This window comes from Vibrio sp. Vb0888 (assembly GCF_033338835.1).
GTDB lineage: Bacteria > Pseudomonadota > Gammaproteobacteria > Enterobacterales > Vibrionaceae > Vibrio > Vibrio alginolyticus.
On record NZ_JAWOTL010000004.1, the window covers coordinates 157,477 to 183,333 of the forward strand.

Genomic DNA, 25,857 nt, shown 5'->3' on the forward strand with positions numbered 1-25,857 from the left:
ACATTTGTGATTTTTGAATGTTATTAAATCAACATTTTTAGTAAACATTAAACTCGTGAGCGTATCTGTTGCTTTTATCAACAAAAAAGGAGCCTAAGCTCCTTTTATATGCTCTTATTATTTTTTCATCGCAAAAAAAGATCTCGGAAGTTTTCGGTGGTTTTTTGTGCCACTTCAGAAAGAGAGCACGATTTGAGTTGCGCAATATAAGAAGCGACTTCGACAACGTAAGCGGGTTGATTCTCTTTGCCACGATGAGGGACAGGAGCCAAGTAAGGAGAATCTGTCTCAATAAGAAGCTTCTCTAAAGGTAGAGTCTTCACCACTTCTTTTAGCTCTGTAGCTTGACGGAAAGTAACAATCCCCGAGATAGAAATATAAAACCCCAGCTCCAGTGCAGCTTCAGCAAATGGAAGATCTTCTGTAAAACAGTGGATAACACCACCACATTTCTCTGCCCCACCCTTACGCAAAATATCTAGAGTATCCGCACGTGCGTTTCTGGTATGGATAATTAAAGGTTTGTTGAGCTCCACTGCAAGATCAACGTGTTGCTCAAAGCGCTCTTTCTGTAACGCGGCCGTTTCGGGCTTGTAATGATAATCTAAACCCGTTTCGCCAATAGCGACGACTTTTGCATTCGACGCATGGTGGCGCAATACGTCCATCGAAAAGTCGCTTTCAACATCAAGTGGGTGCACACCGCACGAAGCATAAACATTGTCATAAGGCTCGATCATTTCCATCATTTTCGGGAAAGAATCCAGCGTTACTCCAACAGAAAGTAGTTCAGTTACGTTTGCTTGTTTAGCTTTGTTAATAACGTCTTCCACATTGATGTGGAGATCGTCGTAATTCAATTTGTCTAAATGACAATGAGAATCTACGAACATAATGCCTCTCGTGATTCAATTAACCAATTCATTGATAGTAGCTCAAGGTTCAGGCCAGGAAAGGCTTGCACCTGAGCTTTCAGGTTCATCAGCGCCTTCGCTGATGAGTACAAACCGTTATAGTTGTCCGATTGAAACTTTGTCGCGCCCGGAAGCATTTGAGCTTCTGATACACCAAACTGCGCTTTCTGAGCATCTGTCAGTAAATACCATGCCCAGTCTAGTGATTGCTCTGAGTGTTTAGCGATTAAAGAAGCACACTCAGAAACGTCTGAAACAGGCGAAGACATTGCCTTAATAAAACTGCGTTCAAAAGCCAAGTAAGCTTCGAGCTCACCATTATTTAACGCATCCAATGTTTTTATTGGAGAGCCCATATTCAGTTTTAAGGCATAAGCAGGAACTTGCTTCGCCCCTTGTTCGTGCATCCATTGCATCGCTTGTTCCGCTGACGGAGGCGCAACAACCCAGTGTTGGCAACGGCTACGAATCGTTGGGAGCAGACGCTCCTGATTGTGGGTAACGAGCAAAAACAAGCACTTTGCCCCAGGCTCTTCTAGCGTCTTTAACAGCGCATTCGATGCCGACTCGTTCATAGAGTCCGCCGGTTCTATTACAAATAGGCGGTAACCATTAAGCTGAGATGATTCCTGAGCAAGACGGTTACAAGCGCGAATTTGGTCCACCGTTATCGCCTTTCCTTCTTTCTCTGGCTTGATCCAGTGTAAATCAGGGTGGTTTTGAGATTGATTTAGCTGGCAGCTATGACAAAAACCGCATGCTTCACTCGCGTAATTTTGGCAAAGAAGTACTTGGCTAAAAAACTCGATAAGTTTTTCGATGCCCAAGCCCTGCTCGCTTTGTAATAAAAGCGCACCTGGTATTCTGTCCGACTCTAACCCTACTTTGAGGTTATCCCATATTGGCTGTAGCCATGGATAATCATTTAACATGAGTCACCTAAATTTACGTTTCACTTATTGACGAGCTAGCCACTCGTTTAGAGCGTCCCGAATATCACGCGACACGCCTTCAATCGTCTGTTCTGCGTTAATGATAACGATGGAAGGATCGGCATGAGCAATCTCCAAATAACGCTCACGTGTACGCTCGAAGAAACTAATATCCATCTTCTCTATACGATCTAACTCACCACGCCCACGCGCACGCTCAAGCCCAACACGAGGGTCAATATCCATATAGAGAGTGAGAGCAGGTTTAAAATCACCAAGCGTTGTATCCCGGAGATTTTTCATTAACGATGCGTCAATCTGACGGCCACCACCTTGATAAGCTTGCGACGACATATCGTGTCGGTCACCAACCACCCACTGACCGTTTTCCAAAGCTGGTTTGATCACGTTCTCAACCAACTGAACACGTGCAGCGTACAGAAGAAGCAACTCCGTCATGTCCTTAAGTTCTTCGCCTTCGTGCTCTTCTTTCACCAGAGCGCGCATTTTTTCTGCTAGCGGTGTGCCTCCTGGCTCACGGGTATTTACGATATCCTCAATACCGGCCGCTTTTAGCGTATCTAAAACGGTTTTAATCGCAGTGCTTTTACCCGCGCCTTCTAGGCCTTCAACGACAATAAAGTTTGCTTTCATCATTTGTTCTTTCTTAGTTCTCTTAAATAGGCACGAACAGCACGGTTGTGCTCAGCAAGGGATTTCGAAAATACATGTCCGCCCTTTCCACTTGCTACAAAATATAAATAGTTGCTGCTTTCTGGATTCAAAGCCGCTTCAATGGAAGCTTCACCAGCCATCGCAATCGGTGTTGGTGGCAAACCATTGATGGTATAGGTGTTATATGGTGTCGGCGTACGCAAATCTTTCTTACGAATGTTGCCATCGTAGGCGTCACCCATACCATAAATAACTGTCGGATCAGTTTGTAACCGCATGCGTTTGTTCAATCGGTTGATAAACACAGAAGCGACGCGCTCACGCTCAGAATCAATAGCCGTCTCTTTCTCGATGATAGACGCGAGAATCAAGGCTTCATATTTATCCTGTAATGGCAGCTTTTCTTGACGAGCTTCCCAGCTAGCGTCCAGTATTTTATTGAGTTTTCGATGCGCTCGTTTTAATAACTGGCTTTCACTCGCACCCGCTGTGTAATGGTAGGTTTCTGCTAAAAACAACCCTTCTAGCTTTTCTCTCTCAATTCCGAGCTTCGCAGCCATTTCTTTTTCTGAAAGATCGGTTAAATCATGCTTTAAATAAGGAGCACTTTTTAGTTGACCTACCCATTCAGAAAAGCGGCTGCCTTCAACAAAAGTGATCGCAAACTGGTATTCTTTTCCAGTATTCAGATGCTCCAATGTTTGCGAAAGTGACATACCAGGCTCAAGTTGGTAAGTACCCGCTCGCACTTGCAACAATTCTGGATATAAGTGAGGAATTAAACGGATGTACTCCGATGTTTCAATCACCTCATCTTCAACTAAGACGCGCATGACATGATGAAAGCTTGTACCACTTTCTACAGTAAACAGCTGAGGTTGTTCCAATAGAATAGGCTTTTCAACGTATTGTTTAGCCTGTGAAATTATATAAAAAACAGCTGCTGCGCCTATCACTGCGATCAGCACAACAAAAGCCAACAGTTTTTTAATCACGTAGTTAAATTCCCTTGCAGTCGTTGAGTCAATTTTCCTATCGGAAATATAGTCTTAGAGTTCGATGTCACTATGCTGCGAATAGGTGCGACACCTAATATTGAGTTACACATGAAAGCCTCGTCAGCACTCAGCAAATCTGGAAGTATAAAACGCCCCTCGATGACTTCAATATGACTTACTTTAAGTAACTCAAGCACCTTACGACGCATTACGCCCGTAACGCCTGATAAGGTCAGCTCCGGCGTAAATACTTTATTACCTTTAACCCAAAAAAGGTTGGCCATTGTAGTTTCAATGACATGGTTTTGCACATTTAACGTTATTGCATCTGCAAACTCTGTATTGTCGATTTCAGCCTTGGCGAGAATCTGCTCTAAACGGTTGTTGTGCTTATGTCCCGCAAGTAAAGGTTGAATCCCTAGACGAGTATTACAAACGCCCAAGTCCACACCTTGTTCTTGCCAAGATGAATAATGAGAAGGAAACGCAAAATTGGAAATCGTCACGATAGGGCTTTCAATCCCATTAGGGCTATACCCTCGCCCGCCAATACCGCGGCTAACGTGAATCTTCACCCCCGCTCGTGCGTCAGATAAAACCGCTTTGCTTGCCCAATCATGCACAACTTTCCAGTCAGGTGAAGAGATCTTCAAAGCGTCAAGGCAAGCACTCATGCGCTCAGTATGTTCCTGCCAGTAAACCAACTCTCCATTTTGGGTCAGGATGGTGGTAAAGCCTCCATCACCGTATTGGAATGAGCGATCACCTAGCTCTACATGCGTTTGCGGAACTCCATTTACCCAAAACATTCACGTACCTTCAAATTAGCAGACAACAAATAAAACAAAACGGCTCAATGCTAAGCATCGAGCCGTTAGAATACAAGTTTCGCTTATCTAAATTAGGTTAGATAGTGTTACTCAGCGAACTTCTTGAAGATCAAAGAACCGTTTGTACCACCAAAGCCAAACGAGTTACAGATAGCGTACTCCATACCTTCAACTTTGCGCGCTGTATGCGGCACAAGGTCGATGTCTAGACCTTCTTCTGGATCATCAAGGTTAATGGTTGGCGGAACAATTTGGTCAACCAAAGACATAACCGTGATAATTGCTTCAACAGAGCCAGCAGCACCTAATAGGTGACCCGTCATCGACTTAGTTGAAGACACAAGAACTTGCTTCGCACCTTCTTCACCAAGAGCACGTTTCACGCCCTTGATTTCTGCAACATCACCAGCTGGAGTAGAAGTACCGTGAGCATTCACATAACCTACTTGAGTACCTGTGATGTTAGCGTCACGCATCGCCGCTTCCATCGCAAGTGCACCACCAGAGCCGTCTTCGCTTGGAGATGTCATGTGGTAAGCATCACCAGACATACCAAAACCAACCAGTTCTGCGTAAATCTTCGCGCCACGTGCTTTTGCGTGTTCGTACTCTTCAAGCACCATCATGCCAGCACCATCACCTAGAACAAAACCATCACGTCCTTTATCCCATGGGCGAGACGCTTTTTGAGGCTCGTCATTACGAGTAGATAGCGCTTTAGCTGCACCGAAGCCAGCCATGCCAAGAGGCGTAGAAGCTTTTTCTGCACCACCAGCAACCATCGCATCTGCATCGCCGTAGGCAATCATACGTGCTGCATGGCCGATATTATGCAGGCCAGTAGTACATGCGGTAGAAATCGCGATATTTGGACCACGAAGACCACGCATGATAGATAGGTTACCTGCAACCATGTTTACAATGGTCGAAGGAACAAAAAATGGGCTAACTTTGCGAGGGCCTTTGTCTACTAATGCAGTATGGCCAGTTTCGATAAGGTCAAGACCGCCAATGCCTGAGCCGATAGCAACACCAACTCGAGCCGCATTTTCTTCGGTAATTTGTAAGCCAGAGTTATCAAGAGCTTGAATACCCGCTGCAATGCCGTACTGGATGAAAAGGTCCATCTTACGAGCATCTTTTTTAGACATGTACTCTGTGCAATCGAAATCTTTAACAAGACCTGCAAAACGAGTTGAGAAGTTCGTAGTATCAAAGTGCTCGATATTTACGATACCACTTTGACCTTCTAGCAGGGCTTTCCAAGATGATTCTACTGTGTTGCCTACCGGTGACAACATACCCATGCCAGTGACAACTACACGACGCTTGGACACGATATAATTCTCCGGGAATTGAATATTTCTATGAGAGGATAGAAGAAGTTAGAAAGAACACAGGCGGTCTAGGAGACCGCCTGGGAGAGCTAATTACTGAGCGCTGTTTACGTAGTCGATTGCAGCTTGAACAGTAGTGATCTTCTCAGCTTCTTCGTCAGGAATCTCAGTGTCGAATTCCTCTTCTAGAGCCATAACTAGTTCTACAGTGTCTAGAGAATCAGCACCTAGATCGTCAACGAAAGAAGCTTCGTTTTTAACTTCTGCTTCGTCTACACCTAGCTGTTCAACAATGATTTTCTTTACGCGTTCTTCGATGTTGCTCATTTTTCTTTTCCTTTACAGATTTCGCCTAATGCGATGATTCCGTAGTTTATTCGAACTATTGAAAGTTGCAAGGGGGTCCTTGCTGGTCAAACCACAAAATTAGCGAATTTAACCGAATTTCAATACATTTTTGACTTAAATCATGCACAAATCTTGCGCATAAGCATGACAAGTTCATGACAGTTAACTGCAACTATAGGCTATTTTTCACAATGTAAAATAGCTTATTTTGCATAAACTGTCGCATTAAACCATGTACATGCCACCATTTACATGCAAAGTTTCACCAGTAATGTACGCTGCTTCAGGAGAAGCAAGGAAAACTACTGCTGATGCAATTTCACGTGGGTCACCTAAACGACCTGCTGGCACGTTCGACAAAGTTGCCGCACGTTGGTCATCATTTAGCGCCTTAGTCATGTCAGTTTCGATGAAACCAGGAGCAACAGTGTTCACTGTTACACCACGAGACGCAACTTCACGAGCCATTGATTTAGTAAAACCAATCACGCCCGCTTTCGCTGCTGCGTAGTTAGTTTGACCAGCATTACCCATGGTACCAACAACAGAGCCTACGTTGATGATACGACCCGCACGTTTTTTCATCATACCGCGTAAAACCGCTTTAGACATGCGGTAGATAGGCGTTAGGTTGGTATCGATGATGTCGTTCCACTCATCATCTTTCATGCGCATCAATAGGTTGTCACGAGTAATACCAGCGTTATTCACCAGAATATCGATCACACCAAATTCTTCGTTGATCGTTTTTAATGTCGCTTCGATAGACTCGACATCAGTCACGTTAAGCGCTAAGCCTTTACCGTTATCACCAAGATACTCGCTGATAGCAGCCGCACCACTTTCAGAAGTAGCAGTACCGATAACCGTAGCACCTCGCTCGACAAGAAGTTCCGCGATCGCGCGGCCAATACCACGGCTTGCGCCGGTAACTAGCGCGATCTTACCTTCTAGATTCATCATGTTGTGTTTCCTTTTCTTATCGCAAATTTATCGCTTGATGGATTACTTCGCAGCGTCTAGCGATGCGATATCATTCACTGCTGCTGCAGTTAGCGTTTTCACGATACGTTTTGTTAGACCTGTTAAAACTTTACCAGGACCAAGCTCAAGAAGATTTTCTACGCCTTGTTCGTGCATCAGTTCAACTGTTTCAGTCCAACGAACTGGGCTATGTAGCTGACGAACAAGCGCATCTTTGATTTTTGCAGGATCTGTCTCAGCAATCACATCAACGTTGTTGATAACTGGCAGCTGTGGTGAGTTAAATTCGATAGACTCAAGAGCTACAGCAAGTTTTTCCGCTGCTGGCTTCATAAGTGCACAGTGTGAAGGTACTGAAACAGGAAGAGGAAGCGCACGCTTCGCACCAGCTTCTTTACATAGCGCACCAGCTCGCTCTACTGCGTCTTTGCTACCAGCGATAACGACTTGACCAGGCGAGTTAAAGTTTACTGGAGAGACCACTTCGCCTTGCGCTGCGTCTTCACACGCTTTTGCAATCGCATCATCAGCCAAACCGATAATCGCGTACATTGCGCCAGTACCAGCTGGTACTGCTTCTTGCATAAGTTGACCACGTAATTCAACCAGCTTGATGGCTTCTTTAAAGTCAATAACACCCGCACATACAAGTGCTGAGTACTCACCTAGGCTGTGACCGGCTAGGTTTGCTGGTTGCTCTAAGCCAAGTTCCTGCCATACACGCCAGATTGCAACAGATGAAGCTAGCAAAGCTGGTTGAGTACGGAAAGTCTCGTTTAAATCTTCTGCAGGTCCATTTTGAACAAGCGCCCATAGATCGTAACCTAGTGCGTCAGATGCTTCTGCAAATGTTTGTTTTACTACGTCATATTGTTCGCCTAGTTCTGCAAGCATACCTACAGCTTGAGAACCTTGACCTGGAAATACGATAGCAAACTTGCTCATGTTGTTTTCCTTTAAGCAAAGTAAAAAGAAATAAGATGCACCAAGTGCACCTTAAATTTTGAATTCTTGTGAAACTTAGAACTTCACAAGGGCCGAGCCCCAAGTGAATCCGCCGCCAAACGCTTCAAGAAGCAGAGTTTGACCGCGTTTAATACGACCATCACGTACCGCTTCATCTAGTGCTGTTGGCACAGTCGCAGCTGATGTGTTGCCGTGTTTATCAAGTGTAATCACGACTTGGTCTAGTGACATCGAAAGTTTCTTCGCTGTCGCTGAAATAATGCGGTAGTTCGCTTGGTGCGGCACTAGCCAGTCTAGTTCAGACTTATGCATGTTGTTGGCTTCAAGCGTATCTTTTACTAGTTTCGATAGCTGAGTGACAGCGACTTTGAATACTTCGTTCCCAGCCATATGAAGCCATTTATCCGCATCTTGCCCCCGCACAGGTACAGGTAGGCTTAGAAGCTCTCCGAATTGACCATCCGAGTATATGTGGGTAGAGATAATGCCAGGCTCTTGGCTAGCGCCTACGACAACGGCTCCGGCACCATCACCAAATAGGATGATGGTTGAACGGTCTGTCGGATCACACGTTTTAGACAAAGCATCTGAACCAATCACAAGTACGTTTTTGCACATACCAGATTTGATATGTTGGTCTGCAACAGATAATGCGTACACAAAACCAGAACAAGCAGCGGCTAAGTCAAAAGCTGGACAACCTTTAATGCCAAGCTTTGCCTGCACCTGACACGCAGATGAAGGGAAAGTATGGCTACTGCTCGTTGTGGCTACGATAATCAGGTCGATATCGTTTTTATCAATACCCGCCATATCGATAGCGTTTTCAGCTGCGTAGAATGCCATGTCTGCTACAGTTTCGTTTTCTGCAGCAATTCGACGCTCTTTAATACCCGTGCGAGCAACGATCCACTCATCACTTGTATCTACCATTTTCTCTAGATCTGCGTTTGTACGCACCTGAGATGGCAGGTAGCTGCCAGTACCTAAAATTTTGCTATACATGAAGACTAATAATGCCTCTCGAGTAAAACCGCTTCCAAACGATCGCTAATACGGCTTGGTACTTGTCGTTTGACCTCGTGTACTGCCTCGCCAAGTGCATTGACAATCGCAGATACATCCGCACTTCCATGGCTTTTTATGACAATGCCGCGCAATCCTAGCAAACTTGCGCCGTTATACTGGTCGGGGTTCAGTGTTTTTAGTTCATTAAACAGCCTAGAAAACAACTTTCTAGCTATCCAACCCTTTATCGTTGATGCCATTATGCTGGTTTTAATTTTTTCGATAAAAAGTTGAGCTGTTCCCTCACTGGCTTTTAAGCATACGTTGCCGACAAATCCATCACAAACAATGACGTCAGCAACATCATGCAAAATTTGATTACCTTCAATATAACCGACAAAGTTAATCGCATCGGTCTGAGAAAGCATTTCTGCGCAACGTTTGACTAAATCGTTACCTTTAATCTCTTCTGCGCCAATATTGAGTACAGCAACGCGAGGAGGACGACCCAAGTGTTCTTCAGCTAATGCACTGCCCATTACAGCAAATTGGAACAAGCTATCAGCATCGCACGATACATTCGCCCCCAGATCTAGCATCCAAGTGCGCTTTCCGGTAATCGTCGGTAAAGCGGAAACTAAAGCAGGACGTTCAATGCCAGGAAGTAACTTAAGAATGAAACGCGATAGTGCCATTAATGCACCGGTGTTGCCACCACTAACACAAGCATCCGCTTTCTGCTCAGAAACCAAATCGATAGCCATACGCATAGAACTATTTTGGCTATTACGTAACGCCAATGAAGGTTTTTCTGAGTTCGAGATAACTTTCTCGCTGTGAAGAATAGTCAAGCGGGAACTGGTCGAGGTACCGAGTTGAGATAATTGAGACGTGATCAGAGATTGATCACCAATAAGAATCACTTTTAGCTCTGGGAAATGAGACAGTGCCTGCACGGCGGCAGGCACTGTTACGCGTGGACCGAAATCCCCGCCCATTGCATCAAGTGCAACGGTAATACTTTGCAAAGGTTCAACCTTACTTGTTGATAACCTTTTGACCACGGTAGTAACCTTCAGCAGTTACATTGTGGCGTAGGTGAGTTTCACCAGAAGTCGCGTCTACAGATAGAGCAGCTGTAGTTAGCGCATCGTGTGAACGACGCATACCGCGCTTAGAACGAGTTTTACGGTTTTTCTGTACGGCCATTGACCCTACTCCTATACTATTGGGTTAAAAACCTGAAGAAGAATCGGCTACCACACCTATTACTTTTTCAGACTTTTCAAAACGTCGAATGGATTCGGTTTTTCTTCCTCAATTTCTTCAGGAATCTCACCAAAAACCATGTTATTTGAATCAACGCTACAATCCGCTTCATCGTGCATCGCAATTTGAGGTAATGCTAAGATGAACTCGTCTTCAACAAGTTGTATGAGGTCTAATTCACCATATTCATTTAGATCTACCAAATCATAAATTTCTGGTGCTTCCTGTTCTGTTTTCTCACCGTAGTAAGGAGTAGAAAGGAATTCAACTTCGCACTCATGTGCGAATACCTCATTACAACGCTGACACTCTAAATCGACTTCGATGTTAGCTTTACCAGAGATAACAACGAGTCGCTGTTCATCCATCCCAAATGACAATGAGACTTCTGCGTCGCGTTTTACGCCTTCAGTTGTTTCCACTAAGCGCTTGAAAAGACTAGCTTGGATGATGCCATCGTAATCCAATCGTTTCTGTGCAGCTTTAGCTGGGTCAACCGTTCGCGGTATTTTTACCTTTTGCATAGGGCGCGAATATTATCTTCCAAATCAAAATTAGTCAAAGAAAAAGGCAAAAAAGTTGTACTTTTTTACGCTTAACATACAGAGCATTAGCCAGAATCATTTTTGATCGATTATCCTATTGGAAATGCTCCCACGAATTGTAATTCAAAATGAAAAATTACCAACTGGTTTTAGCCTCAACTTCCCCTTTTCGTAAACAACTGCTTGAAAAGCTCTCACTACCATTCGTTTGTTTACCACCTGATTGCGATGAAACACCTTTTGACCAAGAAACGCCAACTGAACTTGTGCAGAGACTGGCCCAAGAGAAAGCAATATCTTGCCAGACGGATAAAGCAAGTTTAGTTATCGGCAGTGACCAAGTTTGTGTCATTAATGGTGAAATCGTTGGCAAGCCTTTAAATAGAGATAACGCGATAAATCAACTTTTGGCTCAAAGTGGAAAAGTCATCACTTTCTATACTGGTCTTGCGGTACATAACACCGTCACAAACCATACAGAAGTCGGCTTTGATTCTTTCGAGGTGCACTTTAGAGATTTAACGCTTGAACAAATCGAACGCTACGTCGACAGGGAAGAACCTTTTTACTGCGCAGGCAGCTTTAAAAGCGAAGGCATGGGAATTTGTTTGTTTACGAAATTAGTTGGTAAAGACCCGAACACACTTGTCGGACTACCATTGATTGATTTGATTGATATGTTGCATGTTCAAGGACTCGATGTCCTTTAACCCAAATACGATAAAAGGGAGCCACAGGCTCCCTTTTGCATCCGCGAGGAAAACATGGTTACGCGTTTCTTAAACCCGCCAACACTTTTTCTAGTTTCGGTTCCATCGGTGCGTTGATTTCCATCCACTCATCATTTGATGGGTGTTGGAACTTGATGTTTGCCGCGTGTAGGAACAAACGATCTAAACCAACTTGACCTGTATAAGCATCAAAGCGACGATCACCGTAGCGATCATCCCAAGCGATTGGGTGACCAGTGTATTGCGTATGAACTCGGATTTGGTGAGTTCGACCAGTAATCGGACTCGCCTGAATCAATGTAGCTTGTTCGAACTTTTCCAAAATCTTAAAACGCGTTTCTGACGGCTTACCATTAGGGTTAACACGAACAATACTGTTCACTTCGTTTTTGAGCAGTGGCGCGTTCACAACCTTACAACTGCTTTTCCATTGCCCCATGACAAGAGCTAAGTAAAACTTCTTTACTGTCTTTTCACGAAACTGGGCTTGCAAGTGACGAAGTGCAGAACGCTTCTTAGCAACCAGCAAAATCCCTGAAGTATCACGGTCAATACGATGCACAAGTTCAAGAAAGCGAGCTTGAGGTCGCAGAGCCCTAAGCGCTTCAATCGCACCAAACTTTAAACCACTGCCACCATGCACAGCGGTGCCAGATGGTTTGTTTAGAATCAACATATGATCATCTTCGAAGATAATCATATTTTCCAACTCAGCGACTTTGTTAAGTTTCGTACTTGGTGCGACATCGTCATCTTTTTTCTCGACGGTAACCGGTGGAATACGAACGAGATCGCCTGCTTTTAACTTGTACTCTGCTTTTATACGCTTTTTATTTACGCGCACTTCGCCCTTACGCACAATTCGGTAAATCATGCTTTTAGGAATGTCTTTTAATTGGTTGCGCAAAAAATTATCAATGCGCTGACCCGCCATATCTTCGTCAATGTCGACGAACTGGACTTTTGTTCTTATTTCGTTCATGAGCCGTATTGTAAACTCAATTTCGTGCGACTTCACATTATTCTTGTCGTAAAAGAAACACTCGGTGGCACATACTAGTCTAAATTTCGCCAAGCTTTTGTTTAAATTATTAAAACTCTCAATCAAGTTCTCAATTTGTTTTCTGTCTTGAACAGTTTGTACATCTCAACTGCTTATGAAACAGCCAGTTATAAAATAGAAATTTTGAGTTTAGCGGCAAATTTTCTATCGTTTGCGTGAAAGCAGATTGCTGATAGCCACGTGCACTGCTATAGTTCACAGCTGCTAAGGAAGGTTTGGTTACATTTTATTCATTACCAATCATTTATCCTCAAGCAATGTGAGTAGATCGTTGAAGGTCGAGTGCAGCATTGGCGTGAGACACATCGAATTCAACACTCTTGCCACCCTACTCCTCGCATATTCACGTTGAGTACCTACCGCCCAAATAGCGGGTCACAAGTCTACGTTTCCAACAGAAACCACAAGAGGCTTGTGATGACTGAAGTGCCCGAGAGCATCCCCTTCCAGCCGGGAGGCTGCAAAATACAAGCCATGGGATCAGGCACCGTGAAAGAGCGAAAAAACAGTGGCAAGTCGACAAGAAAGATATAAAAGAAAAGACAACGAGAATTTTCAATGAAAAGAATGTTAATTAACGCAACTCAAAAAGAAGAGTTGCGTGTCGCTCTGGTTGATGGCCAGCGACTTTTCGATCTTGATATCGAGAGTCCAGGACATGAATCTAAAAAAGCGAATATCTACAAAGGACGTATCACACGTATCGAACCAAGCTTAGAAGCCGCATTTGTTGATTACGGCGCCGAGCGTCACGGTTTCCTCCCTCTCAAAGAAATTGCCCGCGAATATTTCCCTGAAGGTTACACCTACCAAGGTCGTCCAAGCATCAAAGAAGTGCTAACGGAAGGCCAAGAAGTTATCGTTCAAGTGGAAAAAGAAGAACGTGGAAGCAAGGGCGCTGCTCTTACTACTTTCATTTCTCTTGCTGGTAGTTACCTTGTTCTGATGCCTAACAACCCTCGTGCTGGCGGTATTTCTCGTCGAATCGAAGGTGACGAGCGTACTCAACTAAAAGCCGCATTAAGTACTTTGGAACTGCCTCAGGGCATGGGCCTAATCGTACGTACTGCTGGCGTTGGCAAGAGTGCTGAAGAACTTGAGTGGGATTTGAATGTACTACTTAACCACTGGGGTGCAATCAAAGGTGCAGCGGACTCTAACCCTGCTCCATTCTTAATCCACCAAGAAAGTAACGTTATCGTTCGTGCAATCCGTGACTATTTGCGTCGTGATATTGGCGAAATCTTAATTGATAGCAACACCATCTACGAACGTGCAAAAGAGCACATTCAATTGGTGCGCCCTGATTTCCTTAACCGCGTTAAGAAATATGAAGGCGAAGTTCCACTATTCAGCCACTACCAAATCGAAAGCCAAATTGAATCGGCTTTCCAACGTGAAGTGCGTCTGCCATCTGGCGGTTCTATTGTTATTGACCCGACTGAAGCACTAACGTCTATCGATATCAACTCTGCTCGTGCAACCAAGGGCGGTGATATTGAAGAAACAGCCCTAAACACGAACCTAGAAGCAGCCGACGAAATTGCTCGCCAGTTACGTCTACGTGACTTGGGTGGCTTAGTGGTTATCGACTTTATCGATATGACACCTGTTCGCCACCAACGAGAAGTAGAAAACCGTCTACGTGAAGCCGTTCGTCTTGATCGCGCTCGTGTACAAATCGGTCGTATTTCTCGCTTTGGTTTGTTGGAGATGTCACGTCAACGTTTAAGCCCTTCTCTAGCAGAAGCAAGCCACCACATCTGTCCTCGCTGTAGCGGTACTGGAGTCGTTCGCGACAACGAATCTCTAGCACTTTCTGTACTTCGTTTAATCGAAGAGGAAGCACTGAAAGACAATACAGCGCAAGTTCTCGCAGTTGTACCTGTGCCAATCGCTTCTTACTTGTTGAACGAAAAACGTCGTTCAGTTAACCATATCGAACGCATTCAAGAAGTGAAGATTACGGTTGTTCCAAACTCTGACATGGAAACGCCGCACTTCGAAGTTATCCGTGTTCGTGAAGGTGAAGAGTTCGATCTGATTTCTTACCTACTTCCTAAAAAACTGGAAGCAATGAAAGAAGCGGAAGGTAAAGAGCCAGCGGAAGTTGACGTAAAACCAAAACGAATTGAAGAGCCAGTTCTTAAAGGCTTTGCGGCTCCGTCTCAAACCGCACCTGCACCAGCAGCTAAACCAGCTCCTGAGGCGAAGAAGAAAGAACAAAACGTTGAACAAGAAGAGAAACCTGGATTGTTCAGCCGTCTGTTTAAAGCACTTGGTAGCTTCCTATTCGGTGGTTCTGAAGAAACAAAAGAAGAACAGAAACCTCAGGAAGAGAAAAAACCAAATCGCGATAATCGACGTAACAAACGTGATCGCAACGATCGTCGTCGCAATAACAACCAGCGTGATAATCGTGATAACCGCGACAATCGCGATAACCGACGTCGTCGTAAGCCTCGTGATGAGCAGGCTAATGAGCAAAACGAAGCTCAACAACAAACAAATAAACCGCAAAACCGTAACCAAAAGCGTAAACCTAAAGCTCAACAGGCAGATAAAGCCCAAGAGCAGAAAGCAAACGCAAAAGTAGCGGAAAAAGGTCTGCAGCTAGCAGCGGAAGCTCGTACTGAAACAAAACCAGAAGAGAGCAAACCGAAGCAGCAAAATGCGAAAGCAGAAAAAGTGAAAGAGCGCCGCCAACGTCGCAAATTGAACAAGTCTGTACGCGTTAAGGACCAAGAAGCTATTGAGAAGAAAGCCGAAGAAACAGCGGTTAAGACTCAAGAAACGGTTGAAGCTAAAGTTGAAAAGCCAACAGAAGCAGCGGTAGAGGCACAGCAAGACAACAAGCAAGCAGAGTTTAAGCAACGTCGTAATCGTCGTTCGCCACGTCACCTGCGTGCAAGCGGCCAGCGTCGTCGCCGTGGCCGTGATCGCCGCCCTAACCCGTTCCGCCTACGTAAGGGAGGTGTCGCTTCTCCTGAAATGGCTATGGGTAAAGTAATGCCACGTTACATTCCGAAACCAGCACCTAAGAAGGAAGAGCGAGTTAAGGAAGAAGCTGTAGCAGCAGTACCTACAATCCAAGGTGGCTTTGCGTGTCCAGAAATGGCAATGGGTAAAGTGATTATTCGTCGCGAGCAACCTGTCGTAACAGATGCGCCAGTTGTTGAACACAAGGTTCAAGAAACCGTTGAAGCGAAAGTGGAAGCTCCAGTAGTAGAAGCACCTGTTGTTGAAACAGTAATCGCAGAAAAAGCTGAATCGGCAGTAGTAGAAACAGCATCGGTAGAGCCTATCGTTGAAACTCCTGTAACTGAACATGCTGAACCGGTTGATGCCATTGTAGAAACGGCACCTACTGAAGAGCCTATCGTTGAAGCAGCAAAAGAGATTGTAGCCGAAGCGCCAGTAGATAAACCAGAGCCTAAAGTCGAAGCCATTAAAGTTGCTGCTAAGCTAAACGCTAGCGCACCGATGACGAAAGCACCTGGCCCTCAAGAGCTACGCGAAATCACGGTTGCAGCAGCGCCGTTCAAAACCGAACGTTACCAAGCTAAAGGTGCAGGTAGCCAAGTGGCTAAAAACCGTGCATCGGCAGAGATGACAAAGCCTAACTTTAACTAGGCTAAATCATTACGTTCAACTGCTTAACGGCATAAATAAATTAAAGGCTACCATCTGGTAGCCTTTTTTATCTTCATATTTGCCCAATAAATTGTTCATATAAATACCAATTCGTGATCACATTTGTACGCCATTATTCGTATCATTCTTGAACTTAATCACACTTTTCGGTAGCATGCGCCGACTCAAGTTTTCGACACCATTCTGATGCTGCTCTTTTAATACTACGGTTTACACTGCAATGTTTGATTAAAAATCAACCTTCCAGTGGCTTGTGCAAATACGAATATGTGTCGGGTTTAACTCATTGCAAAGAGAACTTAAAAACAAACATGTTCGAATTTCCCCAATTTTCTAAGCACTCCGTAAAAAATGATGTGCTATCAGGCTTAACCGTTGCGCTAGCATTGGTTCCTGAAGCTGTCGCATTTGCGTTCGTCGCAGGCGTAGATCCGATGGTCGGTCTTTACGCTGCATTCATCGTTGGTCTTATTACTTCCATTTTCGGTGGTCGTCCTGGCATGATTTCTGGTGCAACAGGTGCCATGGCAGTCGTAATGGTTTCGCTTGTCGCGACTCACGGTGTCCAGTACCTATTCGCAGCCATCATGCTCGCTGGTATTCTTCAAATTGCCGCTGGTATGTTTAAATTGGGTAAGTTCATCCGTATCGTACCTCACCCTGTGATGATCGGTTTTGTGAACGGTCTGGCTATTGTTATCTTCCTAGCTCAGTTGGGTCAGTTTAAAGCGCCAGACATCAACGACATGCTTACTTGGCTACCACAAGACCAGATGCTGCTAATGCTTGGTTTGGTTGCGCTGACTATGGCAATCATTCACTTTCTACCAAAAATCACAACAGCTGTACCCTCTTCACTTGTTGCGATCGTAACGGTGACGGCTTTAGTGGTTGGCTTGGATCTGGAAACTCGCACTGTTGTTGACTTCCTGCGTACAATGTCTGGTGATGAAGCTGCAACACTCGCAGGTTCACTACCAACCTTCTCTATTCCTGCGGTACCATTTACACTAGAGACACTACAAATCATTCTTCCATACGCGATCATTCTCGCGGCCATTGGTCTAATTGAATCTCTACTAACACTGACAGTTTTAGATGAGATGACGAATACTCGTGGTCAATCTAACCGCGAATGTATCGGTCAAGGTATGGCAAACATGACGTGTTCTGTGTTTGGCGCAATGGGTGGTTGTGCGATGATTGGTCAGTCGATGATCAACGTAAACTCAGGTGGTCGCGGCCGTCTATCTGGTATCGTTGCGGCTATCGCTCTATTGATGTTTATCTTATTCGCTTCTTCGCTAATTGAAATGATCCCACTCGCTGCTCTGGTTGGTGTGATGTTCATGGTTGTCATTGGTACATTCGAATGGGCAACATTTAAGCTAGCACGCCGCGTACCGAAGCAAGACTTCTTCGTTATTGTTCTTGTGACCGTTGTTACTGTTCTTACTGACCTTGCTGTTGCCGTAGCGGTTGGTGTTATCGTTTCTGCATTAATGTTTGCATGGCAACACGCTAAGCACATCTATGCCGACACGTGCTTAAACGAGGAAGGTTCAAAAGAGTACAAGATTCACGGCCCTATTTTCTTTGGCTCTGCGGCTAACTTCCTGGAGTTGTTTAACGCGCCTGAAGATCCAAAAGATGTGATTGTCGATTTTGCAGACTCTCGCGTGACAGATCACTCTGCAATTGAAGCCATTGAAACACTGGCTGAGCGTTACAATGCTCAAGGTAAAACGCTGCACCTTCGTCACCTAAGCCCAGATTGTCGTAAACTTTTGGACAAAGCTGGCAGCTTGGTTGAAATTAACGTGAAGGAAGACCCAAGCTACAAAGTCGCAACCGACATACTAGCGGGTTAACACGAATAAAAAGGGATGAGCTGAGCTCATCCCTTTTTCTATTGTCTTCAAGCACGGCGATTATAGCTTCTTCAAAATTGCGTCTGATGCCTCTTCGATTAAATCAAGCACCAGTTCAAAGCCATCTTCCCCACCATAATATGGGTCAGGGACTTCGTCGTAACCTGACCCAGAATGACTTAAAAATAACGATACTTTGTGTCGATACTTCAACGGACAGATATCCAATAAATCGGCCAAATTTGCTTTATCTGCGGCTAATATAAGGTCAAACTTTTCAAAGTCATCAATGGTGACTCGGCGCGCTTGCATTCCTTTAAAAGAATAACCTCGCTGCTTTCCTGCTGCCATCGCTCTTGAATCCGGTCGGTTTCCTGCGTGGTAGCCAATTGTACCTGCCGAATCAACCTCTACTTCAACGCCTAGCTTTTGAGCTTTCGCTCTTAACACTGCCTCTCCAGTTGGTGACCGACAAATGTTTCCCATACAAACAACAAGTATTTTCTTCATTTTATTCCCTGAATTATCGGTGGTTTTTCTTCACGATATGTTGGTCTATCATAGCGAGATAAATCAATGAACCCAAATTAGCTTGGACACAGCACGAAAAGGAATTGAGGAAGTATTATGTCTATCGAAGAAAATAAAGAAGCACGCCATAAAGCTCGCCAACAAAAAGTCAAAGAACAGGTAGACGCAAAAATCGCTGCTGCTCAAGAGGAAAAAGGTCTGCTACTGATCATTACCGGAAATGGTAAAGGTAAATCGACATCAGGATTCGGTACGATCGCACGCGCAGTGGGTCATGGTTTGAATTGTGCTGTCGCGCAGTTTATTAAAGGTACTTGGGACAACGGTGAGCGCAACCTACTTGAGAAACTCGGCGTTGAATTCCAAGTAATGGCAACCGGCTTTACGTGGGAAACTCAAAACAAAGCCGCTGATACCGAAGCTGCGCAAGGCGTATGGCAAGAATGTAAGCGCATGCTGCAAGACGACTCTATCGATGTCATCTTGTTTGACGAGCTAACTTATATGGTGAGCTACGGCTACATCGACTTAGACGAAGTGGTCGAAGCACTGAGCAACAGACCTAAAATGCAGTCGGTTATTATTACTGGGCGTGGCGCACATCGAACCCTGATTGAAATGGCCGATACCGTTTCTGAAGTGAAAAATGTAAAGCACGCATTTGAATCTGGCGTAAAAGCTCTCAAAGGCGTCGATTGGTAACACTCGCAGAGTAATTTAAAAAGGGTTGGCAAAATGCCAACCCTTTTGATTTTCACGCACGGTTAGTTGAAAAGATTCTTCAATAAACCATCGACCGCATCTTTGGTTTTCTCGTCTTTGATTTTGTCCGTTAGCTTCTCTACGCCACGATCGATTTCTTTCTGAGCTTTCTGCTTCAGAACATCATCGAATACGAGCTTGAATTTAGGTTCTGCCCACTTACCAGACACATTGATTGGAATCGTGATGTCTTTCAGCTCATCTATATCTTTACCGCCCTGGCCTTCTAGGCTACCTACAACTGACGTGCTGATAGTAAAGTCGACTGTTTCATTGATGTAGTTTGCGGTACCTTTACCACGAACACGTAACAATGGAGACTGAGCTTGCATATTATCCGTTGATACAACACCTTTGTTGAGTTTCAATGTCGCCGTCATCGCACTGAAGTCTGTTTTCTTAGCTTCATTGGTGCCTTCAACTTTTTGCCCTTTAAATTTCGCATAGTTTTCACGAATCAACTGAGCAACGTTGATGCCATTCACCGCACCGTCAGCAAAATTGATAACAACCGTACCAGATAGATTCTTCTTGATACCGGTAGGCGTGAGACTCTTACCTGTAACATTCACATCAATGTTACCTGTCCCTTCAAGTTTGTCGTTTTCAGCAACGTCTATAAGTAGCGGTTGAACTTTCACGCCTTTGATTGACTTTTTAACGCTGTAAGTCGCTGGTGATTGGCGTGCATCTAACTTCGCTGTCGCTGAGATTGAGCCTTGGTACAACTTCGAACTAAAAGATGTAAGCTCAAACACGCCACGATTTACAGTGAAGCTCGTTTTTACCGCTTCCATCTTCGCATTTGCCGCTTTGAATTTGTCGATGGTAATGTCACCCTTTACATCTAACGCTTTCAACGCAGACAAATCAGGCTCAACCTCAGGTCCGGCAGGAGCACTCTCGCCACCAGAAGCAGGCTTATTACCTTCGGCAGCTTGCTTATCTAACCCTAAGAACTCATCAAGATCGATATTGGGGCTATGGAGAGCAAAGCGTACTTTAGGAATATCACCGAGTGTCACATCTGCCTTACCATCTAGGGCGATAGCATTCGCTGTTAACTTCTCTAGAACAAAACTCAGATGGTTTTTCGTTAGGTCGAAAGACAGATCAGACACCATGTCGACTTTCATCGGGGACTGAGGTAAAGCATCACCCTCAAAAGTCGATTTAAGAGTTAACTTATCCAACTGTACTTTGCTGATAGCCTTGTCCACGCTAAGTTGACCAGCACCCTGCATATCTAACTTCATACCACCAGCGTCACCCTTAATGGCATAAGTCAGGTTATTTACTTTATCGAATTCAAACGTGTCTAAACCGATCGTTGCCGATTCAATTTTATTGGCAGGGTCAGAGTATGTCGCATCAAAGTTGATGTTCTTTAGCGCGTAGTTTGCCAAACCTTTTTCTAGCTTAAAGTCTGCCTGACCTTTCGCGGTGAACTTTTGGTCGTTCATTTCGCCCTTCACGCCAAAATCAGCCGTTGTCCAGTTGTCAAAAGCGAATTCGGAAAGGTTTAATGAAATATCATAGAGTTTGGTGTAACTACCGGCTTGCTTATCCTGCATTTCTAATGAACCGTTAGAAACCGTAACGCCAGCAAGATTAATACTCCAATCAGAACCAGAAGTTTGCGTTTCACCATTTTGCGTAGGCGCAGCATTGCTCTCTTGTTCTGCTTGTTGTGTTTGGGCTTTCGTCAATGCATCAATATTCTTGCTGCCATCTTTCTTGGTTTCAATGTAGAACTCAGCACCATCAAGCGTGACGTTTCCAATTTCAAGCTGTTGACTAAAAAGTGGCATAACAGAGATGTCTACACCAACGGTATCAACTTTGAATAAATTGGGTTTACTAAAGCCTTGTGGATTTCGCAATTCTGTATGTCCCAACTCAAAGCCAATCGATGGGAAAAATTGCCAACTGATATCCCCTTCAATCACCAACTCTAATCCCGTTTGCTTTTGCGCTTGCTCAACAATAAGGGGTTTAAACTGATTCGGATTGACGAAGATGGTTAACGCTAAAATTGCGACCAAAATGACCACAATCGGTATTGCTAGAATTAAGAGCAGTTTCTTCATTTGTTTTTCCTTGCTCGAGTGTTTTTACAATTATAAGCGCAGACTCCATTTACCGCTGACAGTTCCACAAAAGCGTGAAAAGTGTCTGGTTTTAACCTGCAACTGACTAATTTAAAAACAAAAAAAGAAGTGGCACTTAAGGTGCCACTTCTTCTCCTAAAAATAAAGCGATATAGCCGTCTATAGGCTTAAGCTTTCAAAAGTCTTGCAATGTGAGCTTTTAATACATCAATTGCGATACGGTTTTTACCACCGCGAGGAACAATAATGTCCGCATATTGCTTAGAAGGTTCGATAAACTGCATGAACATCGGACGTACTGTTTGTTGGTATTGCTTAAGAACAGATTCCATAGTTCGGCCTCGTTCTTCCACATCACGCTTAACACGGCGAAGCAAGCAAATATCTAACGGTGTGTCCATAAATACTGTCGCATGCATCAAATCACGAAGACGAGGGTCTGTAAGAAGAAGGATACCTTCTAGAATGATCACCTTTTTAGGTGTCATTGTGGTGGTGTTAATTGTTCTTGTGTGCTCAGTGTAGCTGTACTCAGGCACTTCTACTGCTTCACCACGTACCAATTTTTCTAGGTGCTCACACAGTAGGTCGTGGTCCAACGCACTCGGGTGATCGTAGTTCGTCTTTACTCGCTCTTCCATGCTTAGGTGGCTTTGGTCGTTGTAGTAGCAATCTTCCGTGATGACACCGATTTGATGATCGCCTACTTTCGCGCGAAGCTCATTATAAATAGTGCTCGCGATCAGACTTTTTCCAGAAGCAGAAGCGCCAGCAATACCTACGATGACGCATTGATTATTATCAGACATTAGTTTGCACCCGATGATGATTTCTAGTCACATAAAAAGATAAACTGCCTGATTATAGGGAGTTCACCCCATAGTTACTAGTTGGAATTAGGGTTTAGTCATAAGTTTCTGCCTGCTCAGAGGATTAACCTCCGAGCAAACGTTAAAATGTGCAATTATCAACCAACAGGCATAGTAAACTTAGTTCACCATTGTAAAGCTAATCGCATCTGGTTTTGCTTTGCCTTGCCAAAACATCGTGCTACATACGCGATCGGCAAGTTGCTTATAATACCCTGCATGCTCACTTTCTGGGCGTCTTGCTACCGTTGGCACGCCAGCGTCAATATCTTCTCTCATAGAGATATGAAGCGGAATTTGTCCTAACAATGCTAAGCCAAATTCTTGCGACATTTTTTCAGCTCCGCCCATACCAAAAATATGCTCTTTCGCGCCACATTGACTACAAATGTGATAACTCATGTTTTCCACAACACCAATAACCGGGACATGGACTTTGTTAAACATTGCCGCTCCCTTCCTTGCATCGGCAAGGGCTAAATCTTGCGGTGTTGTGACTAACACGCTACCTGTTACCGGAATTTGTTGTGACAGCGTCAATTGAATATCCCCCGTACCTGGCGGCATATCAATCACCAAATAATCCAAATCTGGCCAATCTGTTTCAGTTAATAACTGCGACAACGCTTTTGAAGCCATTGGACCGCGCCATATCGCCGCTTCTGATTTATCCACCAAATAACCGATAGAATGAGTATAGATGCCGTGAGCAAAAATGGGTTCCATCCACTTGCCATCACGAACTTCTGGTTTAGCATCTTCTTGCCCCAACATCATAGGTACAGACGGACCATAGATATCTGCATCCAACAATCCCACTTTCGCCCCAGATTGAGCAATTGCCAACGCTAAGTTAACTGCGGTAGTAGATTTACCAACGCCACCTTTCGCAGAACTGACGGCAATGATGTTCTTAACACCCTTAACCGAGTTAGCCACTTGAGTTTCTAAAGCTTTAACTCCAAGGCGAATATTAAATGGGAATTCAGATACTTTACCCGAGGCTTGCTGCTGTTTGATCCAGTCATGCAGTACGGTTTGAAGCTCATTACTTGCGAATGACAACGTTATATCAATAGAACCCTGTGTCGTAATCGAAATTGCGCCATGAATATCTGCCCAGTTTTCCACCAACTGTGGATGTTGGAATTGGTTAAACCAGTGACAAAAATCTTGTTTTGAAGTGAACTGATGCATAAGCCCTCCTTTTAGATGTCATGCTACCACCGTCCAGGCTCAACCAGAACCCCAAAAAAACTAAGGCATTCCGCAGTTTGACACCTTGGAGTTAGTCAGTTCATGGGGTAGTATTATCCATCAAAATTTATTTATACCTATCAAGAAAAGCGAATATTAAGTATGGCAAACGATCCAAAAAACTTTCCGTCAAGGAAAATGCTGGTAACTTGTGCCCTTCCGTACGCTAACGGTTCGATCCACCTTGGTCATATGCTTGAGCATATCCAAGCGGACATTTGGGTTCGTTACCAACGCCTACGCGGCAACACTGTAAACTTCATCTGTGCTGACGATGCTCACGGCACGCCAATCATGCTTAAAGCGCAACAGATGGGTATTACTCCTGAAGAAATGATTGCCGCAGTTAGCGAAGAGCACCAAAAAGACTTCGCTGGATTTGATATCAGCTTTGATAACTACCACAGCACACACTCAGATGAGAACCGTGAGCTAGCGTCACACATTTATCTTGAGTTGAAGAAAAATGGCTTTATCTCTAGCCGCACTATCTCTCAGCTGTTCGATCCAGAAAAAGAGATGTTCTTACCGGACCGTTTCGTAAAAGGTACCTGTCCAAAATGTAAGTCTGAAGACCAGTACGGTGACAACTGTGACAACTGTGGTGAGACTTACAGCCCAACAGAACTGATCAATCCTAAATCTGCGGTTTCTGGTGCGACGCCAGTAATGAAAGATTCAGAGCACTTCTTCTTCGACCTGCCTCAGTTTGAAAGCATGCTAAAAGAGTGGACTCGCTCTGGCTCGCTACAAGCTGAAACAGCGAACAAAATGCAAGAATGGTTCGAATCTGGCTTGCAGCAATGGGATATCTCACGTGATGCACCATACTTTGGCTTCGAGATCCCTGGTGAGAAGAACAAATTCTTCTACGTATGGCTAGACGCGCCTATCGGCTACATGGGCTCTTTCAAAAACCTATGTGACAAGCGCGACGACCTAGATTTCGACGAGTACTGGAAGAAAGACAGCTCAGCAGAACTGTACCACTTCATCGGTAAAGACATCGTTTACTTCCACAGCCTATTCTGGCCAGCAATGCTAGAAGGTTCCGGCTTCCGTAAACCAAACAACGTATTCGTACACGGTTACGTAACCGTAAACGGCGCGAAAATGTCGAAGTCTAAAGGTACGTTCGTAAAAGCAAGCACTTACCTAGAGCACCTAGACCCTGAGTGTCTACGTTACTACTACGCTGCGAAGCTAAACAGCCGTATCGATGATCTAGATCTTAACCTTGAAGACTTCACTCAGCGCGTAAACGCTGACGTTGTTAACAAGATCGTTAACCTGGCATCTCGTAACGCAGGTTTCATCGCGAAACGTTTTGAAGGCAAACTGTCTGACAACTTTGCAGAGCCTGAACTTTACAACGAATTTGTTGCTGCTGCTGACCGTATCGCTGAGCTTTACGAAACGCGTGAGTTTGGTCGTGCAATCCGTGAAATCACGGCATTGGCAGACAAAGCTAACCAATACGTTGATGAAAAAGCACCGTGGGTTGTAGCAAAAGAAGAAGGCAAAGATCAGGAACTACAAGACATCTGTTCTGTCGGTATCAACCTGTTCCGCGTACTGATGACTTACCTGAAACCAGTAATGCCATCGCTAGCTGCGCGTACTGAAGCGTTTCTAAACCAAGAGCTAACTTGGGAAAACATCGCTGCTCCACTAACAGGCCACGAGATCACTAAGTTCAAAGCACTGTTCAACCGTATCGATCCGAAGAATGTTGAAGCGATGATCGAAGCGTCTAAAGAAGATGCGGCGGCAGAAATGGCGGCGAAAGAGAAAGCTGAAGCGGAAAAGAACAAGGCTAGCCAAACCGAGCTAGACAAAGAACCAATCGCTGAAGAGATTGAGTTCGATGCTTTTGCCGCAGTAGATATGCGTATCGCTCGCATCATCTCTTGTGAAGAAGTACCAAAAGCCAACAAACTGCTTAAGTTCCAATTGGACATCGGTGGTGAAACTCGTCAGGTATTCTCTGGCATCAAGTCAGCTTACAAACCTGAAGAGCTAGAAGGCAAGCTAACAGTAATGGTAGCAAACCTAAAACCTCGTAAGATGAAGTTTGGTATGTCTGAAGGTATGATCCTAGCGGCAGGCCCTGGTGGTAGCGACCTGTGGATCCTTGAGCCACACGAAGGCGCTCAACCAGGGATGCGTGTAATGTAAGTTGTAGCTTTACAATCAAATTTA

Annotated in this window: 23 protein-coding genes; 5 read left to right on the plus strand and 18 right to left on the minus strand. The window is 44.5% G+C overall.

Annotated features, from left to right (window positions below; genetic code table 11):
- Positions 1–125: 125 nt before the first annotated feature.
- The 13 genes from R7P72_RS08280 to yceD form a co-directional block, all read right to left on the minus strand.
- Positions 126–893 (minus strand): TatD family hydrolase, encoded by a 768-nt coding sequence (locus R7P72_RS08280; RefSeq protein WP_017633841.1) that lies wholly within the window; start codon positions 891–893, stop codon positions 126–128.
- Positions 884–1,846: a DNA polymerase III subunit delta' gene (locus R7P72_RS08285; RefSeq protein WP_017633842.1), complete on the minus strand. Its 963-nt coding sequence runs from the start codon at positions 1,844–1,846 to the stop codon at positions 884–886. Before R7P72_RS08285 ends, R7P72_RS08280 begins: the two co-directional genes overlap by 10 nt.
- 24 nt (positions 1,847–1,870) lie before the next feature.
- Positions 1,871–2,503, minus strand: a complete 633-nt coding sequence (gene tmk, locus R7P72_RS08290; protein ID WP_005387350.1) for a dTMP kinase — start codon at positions 2,501–2,503, stop codon at positions 1,871–1,873.
- Positions 2,500–3,516, minus strand: a complete 1,017-nt coding sequence (gene mltG, locus R7P72_RS08295; protein ID WP_213907176.1) for an endolytic transglycosylase MltG — start codon at positions 3,514–3,516, stop codon at positions 2,500–2,502. The genes tmk and mltG overlap by 4 nt, the downstream gene beginning before the upstream one ends.
- Positions 3,513–4,328 carry an aminodeoxychorismate lyase gene (pabC, locus tag R7P72_RS08300; RefSeq protein ID WP_065274708.1) on the minus strand — a complete coding sequence of 272 codons (816 nt, stop codon included), beginning with the start codon at positions 4,326–4,328 and terminating at the stop codon, positions 3,513–3,515. The genes mltG and pabC overlap by 4 nt, the downstream gene beginning before the upstream one ends.
- Positions 4,329–4,435: 107 nt before the next feature.
- Positions 4,436–5,686 carry a beta-ketoacyl-ACP synthase II gene (fabF, locus tag R7P72_RS08305; protein ID WP_033905745.1) on the minus strand — a complete coding sequence of 417 codons (1,251 nt, stop codon included), beginning with the start codon at positions 5,684–5,686 and terminating at the stop codon, positions 4,436–4,438.
- Positions 5,687–5,779: 93 nt separating this feature from the next.
- Positions 5,780–6,013: an acyl carrier protein gene (gene acpP, locus R7P72_RS08310; RefSeq protein ID WP_004406112.1), complete on the minus strand. Its 234-nt coding sequence runs from the start codon at positions 6,011–6,013 to the stop codon at positions 5,780–5,782.
- Positions 6,014–6,259: 246 nt separating this feature from the next.
- Positions 6,260–6,994 (minus strand): 3-oxoacyl-ACP reductase FabG, encoded by a 735-nt coding sequence (gene fabG / locus R7P72_RS08315; protein WP_031781117.1) that lies wholly within the window; start codon positions 6,992–6,994, stop codon positions 6,260–6,262.
- A gap of 45 nt (positions 6,995–7,039) precedes the next feature.
- Positions 7,040–7,963, minus strand: a complete 924-nt coding sequence (fabD, locus tag R7P72_RS08320) for an ACP S-malonyltransferase (RefSeq protein ID WP_054574794.1) — start codon at positions 7,961–7,963, stop codon at positions 7,040–7,042.
- Between the two features lie 75 nt (positions 7,964–8,038).
- Complete coding sequence (locus R7P72_RS08325; protein WP_017821385.1) at positions 8,039–8,989, minus strand: beta-ketoacyl-ACP synthase III; 951 nt, start codon at positions 8,987–8,989, stop codon at positions 8,039–8,041.
- A gap of 5 nt (positions 8,990–8,994) precedes the next feature.
- Positions 8,995–10,020, minus strand: coding sequence for a phosphate acyltransferase PlsX (gene plsX, locus R7P72_RS08330; RefSeq protein ID WP_017633846.1), 1,026 nt, complete (start codon positions 10,018–10,020; stop codon positions 8,995–8,997).
- 10 nt (positions 10,021–10,030) lie between these two features.
- Positions 10,031–10,201, minus strand: a complete 171-nt coding sequence (gene rpmF, locus R7P72_RS08335; protein WP_005396978.1) for a 50S ribosomal protein L32 — start codon at positions 10,199–10,201, stop codon at positions 10,031–10,033.
- A gap of 59 nt (positions 10,202–10,260) precedes the next feature.
- A complete protein-coding gene (yceD, locus tag R7P72_RS08340; RefSeq protein WP_005387307.1) occupies positions 10,261–10,785 on the minus strand; it encodes a 23S rRNA accumulation protein YceD in 525 nt (174 codons plus the stop codon).
- 149 nt (positions 10,786–10,934) lie between these two features.
- Here yceD and R7P72_RS08345 point away from each other — a divergent pair, with 149 nt between their 5' ends.
- A complete protein-coding gene (locus tag R7P72_RS08345) occupies positions 10,935–11,516 on the plus strand; it encodes a Maf family protein (protein WP_054729223.1) in 582 nt (193 codons plus the stop codon).
- A 58-nt stretch (positions 11,517–11,574) separates the two neighbouring features.
- On the opposite strand, the gene rluC is transcribed toward R7P72_RS08345, so the two are convergent.
- On the minus strand, positions 11,575–12,519 hold the full coding sequence (gene rluC, locus R7P72_RS08350) for a 23S rRNA pseudouridine(955/2504/2580) synthase RluC (protein ID WP_021033985.1): 945 nt from the start codon (positions 12,517–12,519) through the stop codon (positions 11,575–11,577).
- A gap of 639 nt (positions 12,520–13,158) precedes the next feature.
- On the opposite strand from rluC, the gene rne reads away from it, so the two are divergent.
- Together rne and R7P72_RS08360 are read left to right on the plus strand one after the other, a co-directional pair.
- Positions 13,159–16,233, plus strand: coding sequence for a ribonuclease E (gene rne / locus R7P72_RS08355; protein WP_318110411.1), 3,075 nt, complete (start codon positions 13,159–13,161; stop codon positions 16,231–16,233).
- Between the two features lie 332 nt (positions 16,234–16,565).
- Complete coding sequence (locus R7P72_RS08360) at positions 16,566–18,125, plus strand: SulP family inorganic anion transporter (protein ID WP_213907175.1); 1,560 nt, start codon at positions 16,566–16,568, stop codon at positions 18,123–18,125.
- A 60-nt stretch (positions 18,126–18,185) separates the two neighbouring features.
- Here the strand turns inward: R7P72_RS08360 and R7P72_RS08365 are convergent, their stop codons facing one another.
- A complete protein-coding gene (locus tag R7P72_RS08365) occupies positions 18,186–18,635 on the minus strand; it encodes a low molecular weight protein-tyrosine-phosphatase (protein ID WP_005380839.1) in 450 nt (149 codons plus the stop codon).
- Positions 18,636–18,752: 117 nt separating this feature from the next.
- Between R7P72_RS08365 and cobO the strand changes: the two genes are divergently transcribed.
- A complete protein-coding gene (gene cobO / locus R7P72_RS08370) occupies positions 18,753–19,358 on the plus strand; it encodes a cob(I)yrinic acid a,c-diamide adenosyltransferase (protein WP_005380837.1) in 606 nt (201 codons plus the stop codon).
- A gap of 62 nt (positions 19,359–19,420) precedes the next feature.
- Here the strand turns inward: cobO and R7P72_RS08375 are convergent, their stop codons facing one another.
- The 3 genes from R7P72_RS08375 to apbC form a co-directional block, all read right to left on the minus strand.
- Positions 19,421–21,508, minus strand: coding sequence for an AsmA family protein (locus R7P72_RS08375; protein WP_062730505.1), 2,088 nt, complete (start codon positions 21,506–21,508; stop codon positions 19,421–19,423).
- 188 nt (positions 21,509–21,696) lie between these two features.
- Positions 21,697–22,338: a uridine kinase gene (gene udk, locus R7P72_RS08380; RefSeq protein ID WP_005380833.1), complete on the minus strand. Its 642-nt coding sequence runs from the start codon at positions 22,336–22,338 to the stop codon at positions 21,697–21,699.
- A 180-nt stretch (positions 22,339–22,518) separates the two neighbouring features.
- A complete protein-coding gene (gene apbC / locus R7P72_RS08385; RefSeq protein ID WP_318110412.1) occupies positions 22,519–23,595 on the minus strand; it encodes an iron-sulfur cluster carrier protein ApbC in 1,077 nt (358 codons plus the stop codon).
- A 162-nt stretch (positions 23,596–23,757) separates the two neighbouring features.
- On the opposite strand from apbC, the gene metG reads away from it, so the two are divergent.
- Positions 23,758–25,833, plus strand: a complete 2,076-nt coding sequence (gene metG / locus R7P72_RS08390; protein WP_005387290.1) for a methionine--tRNA ligase — start codon at positions 23,758–23,760, stop codon at positions 25,831–25,833.
- Positions 25,834–25,857 lie beyond the last annotated feature (24 nt).

Coding starts and splice junctions, on each gene's coding strand:
- R7P72_RS08325 (WP_017821385.1), bottom strand. CDS start 8,989: ATGTATAGCAAAATTTTAGGTACTGGCAGCTACCTGCCATCTCAGGTG.
- R7P72_RS08360 (WP_213907175.1), top strand. CDS start 16,566: ATGTTCGAATTTCCCCAATTTTCTAAGCACTCCGTAAAAAATGATGTG.
- metG (WP_005387290.1), top strand. CDS start 23,758: ATGGCAAACGATCCAAAAAACTTTCCGTCAAGGAAAATGCTGGTAACT.
- rne (WP_318110411.1), top strand. CDS start 13,159: ATGAAAAGAATGTTAATTAACGCAACTCAAAAAGAAGAGTTGCGTGTC.
- R7P72_RS08285 (WP_017633842.1), bottom strand. CDS start 1,846: ATGTTAAATGATTATCCATGGCTACAGCCAATATGGGATAACCTCAAA.
- R7P72_RS08365 (WP_005380839.1), bottom strand. CDS start 18,635: ATGAAGAAAATACTTGTTGTTTGTATGGGAAACATTTGTCGGTCACCA.
- rluC (WP_021033985.1), bottom strand. CDS start 12,519: ATGAACGAAATAAGAACAAAAGTCCAGTTCGTCGACATTGACGAAGAT.
- udk (WP_005380833.1), bottom strand. CDS start 22,338: ATGTCTGATAATAATCAATGCGTCATCGTAGGTATTGCTGGCGCTTCT.
- apbC (WP_318110412.1), bottom strand. CDS start 23,595: ATGCATCAGTTCACTTCAAAACAAGATTTTTGTCACTGGTTTAACCAA.
- R7P72_RS08375 (WP_062730505.1), bottom strand. CDS start 21,508: ATGAAGAAACTGCTCTTAATTCTAGCAATACCGATTGTGGTCATTTTG.
- R7P72_RS08345 (WP_054729223.1), top strand. CDS start 10,935: ATGAAAAATTACCAACTGGTTTTAGCCTCAACTTCCCCTTTTCGTAAA.
- R7P72_RS08280 (WP_017633841.1), bottom strand. CDS start 893: ATGTTCGTAGATTCTCATTGTCATTTAGACAAATTGAATTACGACGAT.
- rpmF (WP_005396978.1), bottom strand. CDS start 10,201: ATGGCCGTACAGAAAAACCGTAAAACTCGTTCTAAGCGCGGTATGCGT.
- yceD (WP_005387307.1), bottom strand. CDS start 10,785: ATGCAAAAGGTAAAAATACCGCGAACGGTTGACCCAGCTAAAGCTGCA.
- tmk (WP_005387350.1), bottom strand. CDS start 2,503: ATGATGAAAGCAAACTTTATTGTCGTTGAAGGCCTAGAAGGCGCGGGT.
- cobO (WP_005380837.1), top strand. CDS start 18,753: ATGTCTATCGAAGAAAATAAAGAAGCACGCCATAAAGCTCGCCAACAA.
- fabD (WP_054574794.1), bottom strand. CDS start 7,963: ATGAGCAAGTTTGCTATCGTATTTCCAGGTCAAGGTTCTCAAGCTGTA.
- fabG (WP_031781117.1), bottom strand. CDS start 6,994: ATGAATCTAGAAGGTAAGATCGCGCTAGTTACCGGCGCAAGCCGTGGT.
- pabC (WP_065274708.1), bottom strand. CDS start 4,328: ATGTTTTGGGTAAATGGAGTTCCGCAAACGCATGTAGAGCTAGGTGAT.
- acpP (WP_004406112.1), bottom strand. CDS start 6,013: ATGAGCAACATCGAAGAACGCGTAAAGAAAATCATTGTTGAACAGCTA.